The 14,283-nt window shown below is 40.7% G+C and carries 12 protein-coding genes and 1 riboswitch; of the genes, 4 read left to right on the plus strand and 8 right to left on the minus strand.

What is annotated here, in order from left to right; all coding sequences use genetic code 11:
- Positions 1 to 101: 101 nt before the first annotated feature.
- The 3 genes from HMPREF9449_RS07675 to HMPREF9449_RS07680 all read right to left on the minus strand — a co-directional run bounded on the left by HMPREF9449_RS07675 (position 102) and on the right by HMPREF9449_RS07680 (position 3,620).
- Positions 102 to 1,016: a sirohydrochlorin cobaltochelatase gene (locus HMPREF9449_RS07675; protein ID WP_009136689.1), complete on the minus strand. Its 915-nt coding sequence runs from the start codon at positions 1,014 to 1,016 to the stop codon at positions 102 to 104.
- 229 nt (positions 1,017 to 1,245) lie between these two features.
- On the minus strand, positions 1,246 to 1,380 hold the full coding sequence (locus HMPREF9449_RS16910) for a hypothetical protein (protein WP_009136690.1): 135 nt from the start codon (positions 1,378 to 1,380) through the stop codon (positions 1,246 to 1,248).
- Between the two features lie 41 nt (positions 1,381 to 1,421).
- Positions 1,422 to 3,620: a TonB-dependent receptor gene (locus HMPREF9449_RS07680; RefSeq protein WP_009136691.1), complete on the minus strand. Its 2,199-nt coding sequence runs from the start codon at positions 3,618 to 3,620 to the stop codon at positions 1,422 to 1,424.
- A gap of 57 nt (positions 3,621 to 3,677) precedes the next feature.
- Positions 3,678 to 3,875, minus strand: a riboswitch (cobalamin riboswitch).
- A gap of 256 nt (positions 3,876 to 4,131) precedes the next feature.
- Here HMPREF9449_RS07680 and HMPREF9449_RS07690 point away from each other — a divergent pair.
- Complete coding sequence (locus tag HMPREF9449_RS07690) at positions 4,132 to 5,472, plus strand: cobyrinate a,c-diamide synthase (RefSeq protein ID WP_040611268.1); 1,341 nt, start codon at positions 4,132 to 4,134, stop codon at positions 5,470 to 5,472.
- Here the strand turns inward: HMPREF9449_RS07690 and HMPREF9449_RS07695 are convergent.
- Both HMPREF9449_RS07695 and HMPREF9449_RS07700 read right to left on the minus strand, forming a co-directional pair.
- Complete coding sequence (locus tag HMPREF9449_RS07695; RefSeq protein ID WP_009136694.1) at positions 5,469 to 6,992, minus strand: cobyric acid synthase; 1,524 nt, start codon at positions 6,990 to 6,992, stop codon at positions 5,469 to 5,471. The genes HMPREF9449_RS07690 and HMPREF9449_RS07695 overlap by 4 nt on opposite strands.
- Entirely contained in the window at positions 6,993 to 7,556 is a 564-nt protein-coding gene (locus HMPREF9449_RS07700; RefSeq protein WP_009136695.1) for a cob(I)yrinic acid a,c-diamide adenosyltransferase, read from the minus strand.
- A gap of 596 nt (positions 7,557 to 8,152) precedes the next feature.
- Here HMPREF9449_RS07700 and HMPREF9449_RS07710 point away from each other — a divergent pair.
- Entirely contained in the window at positions 8,153 to 8,800 is a 648-nt protein-coding gene (locus HMPREF9449_RS07710; RefSeq protein ID WP_009136696.1) for a hypothetical protein, read from the plus strand.
- A 290-nt stretch (positions 8,801 to 9,090) separates the two neighbouring features.
- On the opposite strand, the gene HMPREF9449_RS07715 is transcribed toward HMPREF9449_RS07710, so the two are convergent.
- The 3 genes from HMPREF9449_RS07715 to HMPREF9449_RS07725 form a co-directional block, all read right to left on the minus strand.
- Positions 9,091 to 9,825 carry a class I SAM-dependent methyltransferase gene (locus HMPREF9449_RS07715; RefSeq protein WP_009136697.1) on the minus strand — a complete coding sequence of 245 codons (735 nt, stop codon included), beginning with the start codon at positions 9,823 to 9,825 and terminating at the stop codon, positions 9,091 to 9,093.
- 305 nt (positions 9,826 to 10,130) lie between these two features.
- Positions 10,131 to 11,546: a fibrobacter succinogenes major paralogous domain-containing protein gene (locus tag HMPREF9449_RS07720; protein ID WP_009136698.1), complete on the minus strand. Its 1,416-nt coding sequence runs from the start codon at positions 11,544 to 11,546 to the stop codon at positions 10,131 to 10,133.
- Positions 11,547 to 11,548: 2 nt separating this feature from the next.
- On the minus strand, positions 11,549 to 12,097 hold the full coding sequence (locus tag HMPREF9449_RS07725) for a fimbrillin family protein (protein WP_009136699.1): 549 nt from the start codon (positions 12,095 to 12,097) through the stop codon (positions 11,549 to 11,551).
- An 827-nt stretch (positions 12,098 to 12,924) separates the two neighbouring features.
- On the opposite strand from HMPREF9449_RS07725, the gene HMPREF9449_RS07730 reads away from it, so the two are divergent.
- Both HMPREF9449_RS07730 and HMPREF9449_RS17005 read left to right on the plus strand, forming a co-directional pair.
- A complete protein-coding gene (locus HMPREF9449_RS07730; RefSeq protein WP_009136700.1) occupies positions 12,925 to 13,500 on the plus strand; it encodes a hypothetical protein in 576 nt (191 codons plus the stop codon).
- Between the two features lie 2 nt (positions 13,501 to 13,502).
- The gene (locus HMPREF9449_RS17005) at positions 13,503 to 14,273 is read left to right on the plus strand and encodes an NlpC/P60 family protein (protein ID WP_009136701.1); all 771 of its coding nucleotides are present in this window, start codon (positions 13,503 to 13,505) and stop codon (positions 14,271 to 14,273) included.
- The last annotated feature ends 10 nt before the right edge of the window (positions 14,274 to 14,283 follow it).

The following is a 14,283-nucleotide window of genomic DNA, read 5'->3' on the forward strand; positions in this document are numbered from 1 at the left end:
CTGAATTTAATTGAATAATTTGCTCTTATTAAAATGTTTTCTTTTTCCCAAGCTGACACCCTAAACATTTCAGAAAAAGCATCCACCTTATTTTTCAGGCGTCATTTACTATAATTCCGTTTTTTAACAGCCATACTCACAGCTTTATGCCCGGCAGCAAAACGAGCGTGAGCAATATACAAATCCTGTACAACCGGATTTTCCCCTAAGCCCTTCAAGTAAAGATTTACTTCATAGCCTTTTTCCTCCAGTTTCTCTTTCCATTCTCCGGCAATATCGTTCCGAGCATGATCTCCGGCAACAAACATCAAAGGAGCTAAGGTGACAACCGGAAGTTTTGTAGCCTCCAATTGATTCAATGCCTCTTCAAAAGTAGGATAACCTTCCACCGTACCGACATGGTAGTGGGAATATCCTTTTGCTTTCAGCATATAATCAAACATAGCATAAGAAGCCGTCGCCGGAACAACTGTTCCATGGCCGACCAATAACTTCTGACTTCCTTTTTCCATCCCATCCATAGCCTGAGTGACAGCCTGAATAACGGTAGCATAATCTTCCGGCGAATACAACAACGGATTTCCGACCCGAACATCCTTAAAATTCGGCTCCAAACTCTCTATTTCCCGCCTTAGTTCCGTCATCTCTGTGCCTTCGATAATATTCGTCGACTGTACCAACACATGGGTAAAACCCTCTTTCTGCAAACGAATTAAAGCTTCTGTCGGATTTAAACGTTCCTCTCCCCTTTCTTTCAGTTTACGCAAAATAATCCGAGAAGTCCAAGCTTCCCGAATCTCCAGCTCCGGAAAAGCTTCTTTCATTTTCGCATTGATTACCTCTATGGTTTTCTCCCGGGTGTCCGCATAGGTGGTTCCGAAATGCACCATCAATATTACCCCTTTGTCCTGGGGGCCAAGCTTTCCAAAAACATCCGATTCTACATAATTCGCATCAGAATGGGCAAAAGCAAGGGATGCCCAGCATAATGTAACGATCCAAATAATTAATCTCATCTTTCATTGTATTTAAATTATCAGTTTTATCGAACCTATAAAATCATGTTGCCGACTTTTGAGACTACAGTAGGGGGGTATTTATTCCCCTTTTATCTCCGGCCATGCAATCTTAAAATCCTATACACCGCTTCCCTCAAACTAAACATTTTTCGGGAATCACAAAAAGATACAACAATTCTGTCATTCAAGGAGTTTCCCTCCGGCCACTTGTAGTCAAATGCAAAGATTATCCCCTTGAACGTTTTGGATATTTCCTTGCTTTTACGGGATCCCGATTATGCCCTTCCTCTTTACCCGAAGGAGCATTGAAGCCGGCAACCTGTTGGGCCACACAAGCCATTTTGGTAAAAAAATTTTTCATAAACAGACCTTATTTTAAAATAAAACCCACCATCAACAGAATTAATGTTTAAACCTTACTCCCAAGCTAACATACAAGGAACGCCCCGGATGAAGGGTCGAATAATTACTATTCCACGGCCGGTCGTCCACCTCATCGAACAAATTTTCAATTCCGAACCCCGGTTCCAGGACAACCGATTTTAAATAAAATGAATGACGCGTATTTAAATCCCATTGAGAAAAATGAGGAGCAGGATCATAATAATAAGTCCTGGAATACCGCCCTTCCTGAATTCGCCCATTCAAATTAATATTCAACCGGTAACACCCCCAATGCCCTCCCCAACGAGCATTTGCCGTCCAGACATTTTTGACACTTTTATCAATAGGAAGATTTGTTGTCTTATCTTTTGTATCCATAAAATTATAACCCCCGCCAATTGAAAATCCCGCCCCTATATAAGCATTGAAGGCCAAGGTAACCCCTTTTACTTCAGCTTTTGCAATATTATCCCGTTGTTGTGCTTCGTCATGCCCTAATTCCGCCGCAATTTCAGGACTCAATTGACGGTAAGCGATCATATCCCGGATTTCATTTATATATCCGGAAACCGACAAGGTGAAACGCTGATGTACGTATTCAATATTCAACATAAAATAATCGCTTTTTTCCGGCTTTAAATGCAGATTTGCGATCGTAATCATATCCGTTGTCTTGGCTATATCTGTCGCATATAACTGAGACAACGTAGGGGTCCGGAAACCGGAGGCATAAGAAGCCCGGAAATTGAAATCTTTCCACTTGTAACGCAAAGCAACGTTGGGAGTCGCATAATTCTTAAAATATTCATTATAAACGTACCGAACTCCGACAACAGCTTGAAAATTCCGGAATAAACGGATTTCATCCTGAGCAAAAACAGCCATCGTATACATATTTTCTCCCTTCAGTTTATCAGAAACACTCATCAAATTTTCTTTTACATACTCTAACCCGATTGAAAATTTTTGACTTTGGCCGATTTTGAAAATACCTTTTAAAGAGCCGTTATAATACCGTACACGTTTACGGGTTTCCTCACCCAAGGGCTTTTCTCCCGGCTTCCAGATCGAATCGTAACGCGAAGTAAAATTGTCAGAATAAAAATCAGCAGCAAGATAAGCCGATTTATGAATCATATATTTTAATTCAGCTCCGTAAGTATAAGTCTCATGCTTCATATTGTATTTATACTCTGTCACCGGACGATCGTTCTTCCAATTATAATAAGATCCCCTGATCCCGAAAGACAAACGATCGTTCACTTCATAGGTAAACCGCTGGTTGATTGTATTGGAATAATAAGCTGTAGAAGCTTCTTTTCCCGTTGGCTTATCTTTTTCCGGCGTACGGTATTTCAATCGGGTTTTCTTATCTGTAGCATAAGATGCAGCTAAAGCATTTAATTGCCAACCCTCTGCCTGCAACCGCTGATAAGAAGTATAGGAACTGAATTTCCCGGCACTGAAATCGGCATTCACGGCTTCGGAAAAACGTCCCTTACTTCCGTAACGGGTGTCGTTGGAGAGGTTCACTGCATTCTTTGAGTCATTGGTGATGACGTTGATCACTCCTCCAATGGCATCACTCCCATAAAGCGCCGAAGCAGCACCGTTCAAAATTTCTATTCGCTTGATATTCGCTATATTGATACGGGCAATCCGGTCATCCCCGGCCAGTCGCTTGCCATTCTCCAACACCAGAATATAATCATCATTCAGTCCGTTCAGACTCATCGTCGTCCCCATTCCACTCGTTACAAAAGCAAAAGAAGGATTCATTTTTGTCAGCACTTCTTCCATTGTCGACAGATTAGCCTCCCGAATATCTTTAGCCGTAATTACGGATACCGGCACCGGACTGTCCGTCAGCCGGTGGTGAGTCCCCGTTCCGGTCACTACCACCTGTCCGATATTGACATGGCTGTCTTCCAAACGTATCCGGACATCCGTCTTCCCATCCTTTACAAGCACAGATTGAGGTACATAACTGACATGGGTTACCCGAAGGACATGCTCACCGGCAGGTAAATTACGAAGCATAAATTCCCCCTTCGCATTCGTTGAACATCCGGCTAAACTATGATCTACCCGAATATTGGCCCCGTCCACCGGTCGCCCGGTTTCCAGACTCACTACCTTTCCACTGATATTCACCTGTGCATAAACACATACCACAAGAAACGACAGTACTGCTGCCAGCACACATTTTCTTTTCATAAAAATGATTAAATTAAGACATTAATATTCGTATTCCTGGCCCCGAAAATACTCTATTAGCTGTATTGTACTCTGGCAGGTCTCCTGACTAAGCCCTGAAAAGCAACCTTCCCGTCTTTACGCGCAGACAGTGGTGTAAGATACTTTTCATCACAAAGGGCATCACAGTAGCGGGCACTGTTCCGGATTCCAACCGGATTCCCTATTAAACGGCAGAAGCTCATCTGCCGAATCACCAAAGTGGGGCAAATATAGAAAGTTTTATTAAGATATGCTAATTTCAATGTGTAAATGTTTAAAAGTTTTAATAACCTTCCTATTTCATTTTGTGTTCCTTCAGAAAAGCGGAAGAATTCATTAAATACAATCGAAAGGCCGTTTATCCGGGAAATGTCAGACATAGATTTATCTGACCCGAAATATCTTTAATTCAGTTCCACATCGAACAGTTGAATATTTAAACGTTATATTTGCAAAAATAAAATTGATTATCCCCTTAGCTCATTACAAAATGTTTTCTCACTTCTCTACCTCAAACAAATCTCAATTTCTGATCGGAGCGACGTCTTCCGGATGCGGGAAAACAACCCTTACGATAGGCTTATTACGCGCTATCCGGAAGCGAGGATTACAGGTACAGCCGTTTAAATGCGGTCCGGACTATCTGGATCCGAAGCACCATGCGATAGCAGCCGGCAAGAATGCCATAAACCTGGATTCTTTCCTGGCATCGGCCGGACATATTAAAAGTCTTTATTCCTACTATGGTCAACAGGCGGACGTCTGTGTCACCGAAGGAGTCATGGGCTTATTTGACGGTTATAAAGACATGCAAGGCAGCAGCGCCGAAATTGCCGGGATTTTGGATCAACCCGTCATATTGATTATCAATGCCCGTTCCTCAGCTTATTCTGTGGCCCCGATTCTCTATGGATTTAAACATTTTCAACCCCATATCCGGATTGTCGGAGCAATTTTTAATTTTGTCAGCTCTCCTACCCATTACGACTACCTGCGTCAAGCCTGTCAAGATACAGGGGTGGAAGCATTGGGCTATCTCCGGAAATGCCAGTCTATCGAAATACCTTCCCGTCATCTGGGACTGAGTATCGATACCGAATTTTGCCTGGACGAATTTGCAGAACAGGTTGCTACTGAAGTAGAAAAAACAATCGATATTCAACGACTTCTGGAAGTAACCTCCCAACCCTTCCCTCAGCCGGCAGAGGAGTCAACTGAAGCGATTTCCCCAGCATCCGGATTACGCATCTCTATAGCCCAAGACGAAGCATTCAATTTTATTTATGCGGAAAATATTCGGTCGCTAAAGAAATTAGGACAAGTTACTTTTTTCAGTCCTCTCCAGGATACCCAATTACCTCCTTCCGACTTTGTCTACCTGCCAGGCGGATACCCGGAATTTTATCTGCAACGCCTCAGCGCCAATCAGGAAATGCGCCAGTCGCTCTTGGCTTACTGCCAGTCCGGAGGTCATCTGCTGGCAGAATGCGGCGGAATGATGTATTTAGGCGAATTTATTGCCGACGCAGAGGGGAAAAAATATCCCATGTGCCAATACCTGCCCCAGGCTGCCACGATGGAAAATATGAAACTGAAATTAGGCTATCGGAAAGTGATCTGTAACGGACAGGAATGGAGAGGACACGAATTCCATTACTCCCGTATCGTAGCGGGTTCCGTTCCCTCTCTCCCCCGGACTCAGGTTTATAACGCCCAAGGAACAAAAGTAGATACCCCGATTTACAGCCTGAATCGGACCATCGCAAGCTATATCCATTTCTACTGGGGAGAAAAAACAGACTTTATCTCCATGATTACCGGCCGGACTTAGTTCCCGGCATTCTCCCGCAAAGTGGAATATATATATTCCATATCCACTGCCGCTCTGACCTGTCGGGCCAATTTATCGTATTGTTGCTGTTTAAAAGCCATGTAATCAAAGTTCTCACACCGTTCTTGCGTCAAGCCGGCAGCTAAATCGTTTAAAACCGAAGCATGGTCTAAAATGCCATGCATATAACTTCCCCAACACCTATCATCCAGATAATATCCGTCCTTTTCTCCGGTATCTAATATATTCAAACTCCGGGTTATCTCCCTTCCTTCCTTCCCGACTTCCTCCGTCTTTCCCATATGAATCTGATATCCCTCACACCACTCTTCTCCTCCCTTATAGCGAAAACGGCTTTGACAAGTCGTCTTCTCCTTTTCCATCACCGTTACCAGCGGAAACAATCCTAAACCCGGAACAGTCCCGACTTCTCCTTCCATTTGATCCGGATCCTCAATCCGTAAGCCCATCATCTGATACCCCCCACAAATTCCAATGACTTTCTTGCCTGCCTTATAGGCCTGCACAACAGCATCTGCAATTCCATTCGCCCGGATATTTATTAAATCAGCTATCGTATTTTTCGAACCGGGCAAAATAATAATATCGGCTTTCCGGATTTCCTCCACATTATTGGTATAATACAAATGGAAACGCTCGTCACGCTCTAAAACATTAAAATCCGTAAAATTGGAAATCCTTCTCAACAATACCACAGCTACATTGATTTTTCCGGAAAGCGCATGCATTTCCTTTTGTACCAAAGAAACAGAATCCTCCTCCTCTATCTGAATATCCGTAAAATAAGGCAACACTCCGACCACCGGAATACCCGTCAACTCCTGAATTAACTTCCGGCCTTCCTCAAATAAAGAAATATCCCCCCGGAATTTATTAATGAAAATCCCTTTTATCAATCTCCGCTCCTTCTCCGGCAACAACATCACCGAACCATATACCGAAGCAAAAACCCCTCCCCTGTCGATATCCGCCACCAAAAAAGTCGCCGCTCCCACTTCCGCAGCCATACGCATATTGGTAATATCCCGATCCCGCAGGTTTAACTCCGAAATACTTCCGGCTCCCTCCAATACAATCGGATTGTATCTCTCAGCCAGTCGTTTGTAGGCTGCAATAGCTTGCTGTAACAAATGATCCTTATTCCCACTGCGGAAATATTCCCTCGCACTCATATTCCCAACCGGCCGACCGTTTAATATTACCTGAGAGCTCTTATCATTGGTCGGTTTCAACAGCACCGGATTCATGTCGGTATGAGGCTTTATCCCACAAGCCTCCGCCTGAACAGCCTGAGCCCGCCCGATTTCTCCCCCTTCCGGTGTCGAATAAGAATTCAACGACATGTTTTGCGCCTTAAACGGAGCAGGGAAATAACCATCCTGCCGGAATATCCGGCAAAAGGCCGTATTGATCACGCTCTTCCCCGCATCCGAACACGTACCGACAAACATAATCGGCTTTAACTTACCTAATTTTCTAGGCTGCAAAAAATCTGTCATTTATTTCTTTTTATAAGTAAAAGATTTCCACTTTTCCTCCAGACTTCCCTCTCTTTGCATAGCTACCCTTGCCATCACAAAGAAAAGATCAGAAAGCCGGTTTACAAATACTAAAATTTCAGGAAGCAAAACATCCTTTTTGTTCAATGCCCACAAACGCCTTTCTGCCCGGCGAGCAATCGTACGAGCCAAATGACAATGAGCCGATATCAAATTCCCACCGGGAAGCACAAAATAACCTTCTTCCAGCAATTCTTCAGACAAACGATCAATTTCCGCTTCACATAACGGAATGAGTTCTGCCGGTAAAACGTTGGGATTCCTTTCTCTGATTTCCGAAGGCGTCGCTACCTGCGACATGACAATCATCAAATTCTTCTGAATATTATAAAGGACCTGTTGCCATTCATGCCCCTCCTTCAGAAAAGAACGAACAACCCCTATCGCAGCATTTAATTCATCCAATGTCCCGTTCGCTTCAATCCGGATGTCATCTTTATCTACCCGCTCTCCTCCATGAATACGAGTCGTTCCCTTATCACCGGTCTTTGTATAAATTTTCATAGCTTCTGTTTTATCAAGGCAAAGATACCATTTCATCAGAAACAGAAAGGACAATTGTATAAAAAATCCAATCCGTCATTTCCGTTTTTCTTTCCTCCATTTAATAAAATTTTTCATTTGATATTGCAATACTGAAAAAATAATATTACATTTGCTTCTGTCCTACATTACCCAAGAGCAGGGAAACCTGTCAATCGCGGCAGGCATTTTTTTGCCTGCTGCTCTTAGTATAACGGTTCTGTACCCCCGTGTGGAGCATTAATGTGCCCACTGCTCTTGAAGTGTAGGACAACGGGAAAGGCGGAACCGTTCCTTATTTCTGCTCTGGCGAAAATTTTGTTGAATGGGAAAAGATCCCAAAATCTCTAAAAAGAAATTTTCCCCATTGAAATATCCGATCCCGGCTTTATTAAAAATAGACAGAAAGGACTGTCCCATTTTTAATAATCCGGTATTTCAATCTGCCCCTTATATACAATATTGCACTAATATACCAATATTGCACCAAAATCAGAGAGATGATTCTCTCTTAAACAAAGAACAAGGTGTATAGTTAAAACATCCGGGAATACATTTACGACTCTAATCTATATACTATGAAAACAACAACTAATAAAAAAAACGATTTATCGTCCGTTCGTCATTCGTCCGGACAAAGTTATTCTGTCCGGATAGGAAACCAACTTCTCCGGCAATTATCGATTTCACGCCTTAAAGAAATACAGGAAGTCATCGATGCGATGTTAGCCCCCAAACAAAATTCAATTTATTGTCAAACGATCAAAAAAGAAAAGGACCAGATCCATTTCGACAAAATTCGAATCCGTTATGCAGATCATAACTGTTTCCATATCCTCTATTCTATGAACACCCACGACGGTTATCTCCAATGCACTTCTTCCCGGCAAATGAGAAAGATAGCCTTATCCATCCTTACATTTCTGAATTTAATCGAAAGAGAAGAATCCGATAAACCGGAAGCTTATTCTTTGGTATATCCCTCAGCTCCACAAAACGAAGTCCTGTTTCCTGTAGATATTCAAACCGATCCCTCCAGGGACAATAATTTTCTGGAAGAAACTCCTGCCATCTGTCAGCAAATTCATTGGTCAGAAGAAGCAGTACAACCGAAAATCACTTATCGGCTAACAGTCGATGACCAGGCACTAGACCTCTCGTCCATACTACAATTGCTCCAATTCCGGCAAAAACTAGCCGAACTTTTAGATAAAAATAATATATAAAATACAGGTTGCCCTCTATGCAAGTTACAAGCAAAATCCTCCAATGAAAAACAATTACAGATTATTAATTCTAACTCACCTTTGCAACCTGTCAATTCTGGCTTGTAACTTGCAATTTTATGTATTCAAAAGCTATTTTTATCACCAGAATTTTAATGCCATTTTCAAGACATGGAGGGATTTTTTACAGAAAGACTAAAAACAGAAATACTTCCTTAAAAAGAAAGGACATTTTAAAAAGGCTCGTAGAAGCAGTTAACAAAACGATACCCTTTCTTTGAAAGAAAATATCATTTTTTTACCGCAGCCACAATTAACATCATCGGACGACGCAATTCATCTTTCATATCCGGGATGGTTTCTAAAAAGGTTCCTTCAGGTTCAGGCTCCACCAAATCGGTTATTTCAAATCCAGCACCTATCACCCCTCTCACATAAGTTGTCAAAGTCTTATGATATTTTATTACTTCTTCTCCCAAAAAACGAGCCGTTCGTTTTCCTTCTGCAAAATAACGGTCCACAGGCCAATGTAAACGTTCTCCCTGTTCATTATAATACCAATCCTGACTTCCATAGGCAGTAAATACGGGATGTTCTACCGAAAATACGAAATTTCCATGTCGGGTCAGACCACCATAAATCTTCCGGCACAAATCTTCAAATGACTCCAGATAATGAAATGCCAGAGAACTGAGTACGATATCGTATGTTTCCGGCTCAAAATCAAAATCTTCAATAGCCATACAACGATATTCAATCTGCGGAAAAGCATTTCTCTTTTTAGCTTCTTTTATCATTTTTTCCGAAAGGTCAATACCTACCGCTGATAAGGCACCGTGTTCGATAGCATACCGACAATGCCATCCGAAACCGCATCCCAAATCCAGTACTCTTTTCCCTTGAAAATCTGGTAAAACGGCTTTTAAGACAGGCCATTCACCTGCCCCTTTCAAACCTTCCAGCGAACGCAACATCTGACTATACTGATTAAAAAAACATTCCTCGTCGTATTTATTTTCTTTCATCATTTTCTCTATTAAAATGAATTTTTCAGCGGATTTCTATTTGTAAACCGATTCAAAAGCTCAAATGTTTAAATATTCCGTCTGTAAATTTCGCTGGCCCCCGGAACAGACTCTTCCCCTAATAACTTTTTACTTCGTTATGCAGTACCGCCAATTCTTTAAACATTCGAATAAATATAATATTACTTTATAAATTACAAAAATATAAATTAATCCCTCTCAAAATAAGACCTTATCTCTTTTTCATTCCAAAGAGATAAGGTCTTACAAGATAAACGTCAATAGATTTCCCTCCTCGTCTACGCTTATTCTCTTATACAACGTACATTATGCCCTGAAGCCGAAGCATATTGATTAAAGTTAAATATCTCCGTCGAACTGAGGAAAAACAAATATTCTACCGCTCCTTTTCCTTCCGCATCAAAGGCAGAATTCGACCAATAGTACCCGGCGATTCCCACATCTCCCAATCCGCCATCATCCTCCCAACGCAACCCAGCACCCGGATACCAGGCAATATGAGACCCATCGTACTTAAACATACGCCCCTTCGAAAATTTACCCACATACGCCTGATCGAAACCGACGGCCAGCCACAAATCAGCAGGGGCAACCATATATCCCACAGGACAAGGATCATAAATTGTCTTCTGACCTTTCGGATAATTATCATACCCCGCAGGATTCCCCCAAAGATTTTTAACAGGAGTAAATGTCCACGCCAAAATACTCTTATTGTAAGTGATATACGTGGCAGGATGCTGAATGGCATACAAGAGGTTATTATTCGCATTATCCTCTGTCTTATCAAAAGCAACAGTATTAAAAGTAGTCACTTGTCCGAATACTGTTTTTTCTTTCATACCTGTAGCAGTTAAACCACCCCAGAAAGGATCCTTCCTTCCCCACTGATAATATAACCCATAAGCGGCCCAACGCTGAGCGGCAGTCATCGCCTCAATATCAGCCTGTACATCGGTAGCAGGCGCATATTGGGCTCCCAGATTCCGGTCCATAACAAGATAAGTATTATTTCCATCCGTATCTTTATATTGATGGTCCCGGGGCGTTTCAGAAAGCCAGATATGCCAGCTCCACAAAACAGTACCACTTCCATTTTCTCCGTCATATACGGCAAGAACTACATTTCCGGGAACCTTAACGGCAGTAAACATCAGGTAAGTTCCCCCATCGCTCAGTTTCACATCGGTTATTGTCCCCTCTTCTTCTTCCCATAATAGCGCTGCTGAAAGAGGTGCAATCGACACAGATTCGGTATGGAATCCTCCGTCCGGATGAAGCCCGTTCCTCCCGTTTCCAATGACAGTGGCATTCAAAAAATAAGTTCCAGGCTGATTTATCAGATAACAGTTCGAATAAACCTCTGTCGCCCCACTCATACCGTATCTGACCGGATCGTTCAAATCAATCCCTTCTGTAGGTTTCTGCTCCGCCTCTTTATCAAAAACGAATTCCACACCCTTTGTTAGCTCAGAGCGCTTTATCGTCAAGTCTCCTTCTACTGCAATTGTTTTATTTTCTTCCTCTCCGGTATGAATCGTAATTTCCGCATTCGTATAAACCTGAGGCGGTAATACAATATAAAACATTACAGAAGTTCCTTCAGCTATCGCAAAACCGTTTTCCGATACAGTCAATCTAACCACATTCGTGGCAGTTTCTGACATCAAGAGTGTAGGATTCCCTTCACCATAATTCATATCTAAGTAGCCTCTCCGGCGATTTTTTGCCCCTCTGCCCCTTTAAATGTAATATCATAAACAGAAATATTCCTTTCTGCCACCACTTTTATTCCCAATATACCACACAAATTTTTCATTTGTATAGTTGTCGAAGCAGCTACCCCTACCATCGGATTTTCACCCTTCGTCAGTTTACCTGCCGTATAATGCTGTAATTCCGGAACTTTAACAGATAATTCACTTCCATCCAGAACAGCAGCGGCAGAATAAGGATAATAAACCTGATACGTAGAAGGTTCCCCCATAATTTTCCCGGTAAAATCACTTGTAACTTTTCCTCCCTCCCCGGAAAGTAAAAAAGTTCCATTCAGCGTCTCCGCTGCAAACACACCTAGCTGATCCCCTTCATTCCAAGTAACAGGAAGTTCTTCTCCATACCCATTCTCCGTACCAACGGACAATGTTACAACTTCCGGTTCCACAACAGGCGGTTCCTGTTCATCATCGCTACAGCTCGGAAATCCGAATGCCATAAGTACACTGAATAATAAAATTAAATGTTTTTTCATAGCTTTGTCATTAATAGGTTGATATTTATAGTCAGAAAGTTTTCTTTCAAACAAGAAGTATTTATAACCAAAACCCTTTATTCAAATTTCAAATATTTCCCTTGATGATTTTCAGAATCATCTTTTCTTACAAATCTAAAAACTTAAACATTCAGGCTTCCTTTTCATAAGCGATCCAGAGAATTGCTGGCATAAAAATCAATATTTACAAAAATATGTTATTTTATATCAAAACCAGTTTTTTATATCTTAATTTACCCTTAAATTTCCCTTTATTACACATTAGGGACGTGCCCTAATGTGTAATTTTATTTCTCAATAAATTTCTTTTCAATTCCTCCGCTTGCCCATACACTAAAAATTCATTCAAACATTCTTAAGTTCTCTTGTTAAAGTGAAAAAGATGGTTGTATGGTTTTAAAAAACAATGATTAAAATTTCAAAAAGGCTCCATAACAATAAAGACAACCTTATTTTAATTTCCTATCCCTCCTTTTCCTTTGATTTATATTTACATAGGTAAGTAAACAGGTCTTAAAAGAACATATAAAATTTACAAAATCATCCAAACTAGAACAATAATCACTCGCTAATTTCAAATGTATTTATTTTAATAAGTATACTCTTTTAACACTCTTCTCTAAAACAAAGAGTTAGAGAAGCATAAGACAATGTGATAAAATTACACATTAGGGCACGTCCCTAATGTGTAATTTTTCAAATTTAACATAAATTAAAAAACAAAACTTTATTTATTGTACAATATGTAATAAATTTGATATATCCGATTTCTCTATTTCAAGTCTGTCAAATTTATTCTTCCCCTCATGGACCGCAGGCAATTTTTAAAGTTAAGTAGTTTAGGGATAGGAAGTATCTTTTTAAACTCGTTGTTAATCACTTGTAATTCGGAAGATATTTCTCTAATCAATTTACAAGAGGACACCAGACTGCAATTAATTCAATACATTGAAAATTCGAACAGAGGGTATTACGAAAACCACAGAAATATTTACAGGCAACAAAGAATTATTCTTCTTATTACAGAGTATAAACTTACGGAAGATCCCAAACATATTGTGGATTATTTAGCTTATTTCAACGTATTAGGACTTATAAAATGCAATTTTGATATTTATCGGTATCAAAATACAATTACAGATTGCCGAGAAACCCATAAAAATATGTACACGCTTTCGACAGCCATACCCGGTCAAAAAATTTATTTTGTTCATTTTCCTCATGAAAGACAAATAATTTACCCGATAAAATTTTCAAAACAAACGGCTAATAAAGAACTAATTTTAGGCCCAGCTTATGCTTTACCCTGCGTTATGACAAAAAACGCATTTGAGATGTTATTACAAAATCAAGAAAGCAGAGATTACTTTAAATTACAATAAATATGGGTATTATCAACTGTATAGGATGCAAATGGTGTATAAGTGAATGTCCGGTAGAAGCTATTTATGTAGCTTCCGTCAATGATTATTACAAAAATATTTTTATTAGAGATGATAAATGTATTTGCTGCGGTGCATGCAAAAACGTATGTCCCACTCAAGACATCTACTTCGGTTTACCGCCGGAATGCCGAGGCAGTGGGGGTGGTGGATCAGGAGGAGGCAGTGGTGGCGATAGTGGTGGCGGAGGGGGTGGCGTGGGCGGTGGTGGAATAGGAGGAGGAAAAGATGATGACAACGAAAAGATAACAAAAATTGGAGAATGGGCGGGAGAAGGTGTGGTTGCCGTAACCTTAGGTGAACAAATTGCAGAACATGCTAAAAAACAACAACGAAAAGATCGACGAAGATATGGTTCTGGAGCAGATTCTTTAGTCGATTGTTCAAAATTTACACAGGAAATTGCCAAAAACTTTAACATACAATTGCCTAGGACTGCTGCAGACCAAATGAAATGGTTTAAAGAAAATGGTAAATTTTCATTAGATCCTTCTGATCTTCAAGCAGGTGACCAACTTTTTTATACAGATCCTAACCATACAGGGATAGTCGTCGATAGTGGCAGAATTTTTGGGATTATACATGCAACAATAAACGCACATCAAAGAGGCAGTTTAAAATTCAATCCTATTGATAGTACAGGACAAATTCACAATAAAAGCGGATCCACAACCGGCTTCCCCAATAAATTTGCAGGAAGAGGACGTTATTAAAACTAATGAT

This window comes from Odoribacter laneus YIT 12061, from assembly GCF_000243215.1.
GTDB lineage: Bacteria > Bacteroidota > Bacteroidia > Bacteroidales > Marinifilaceae > Culturomica > Culturomica lanea.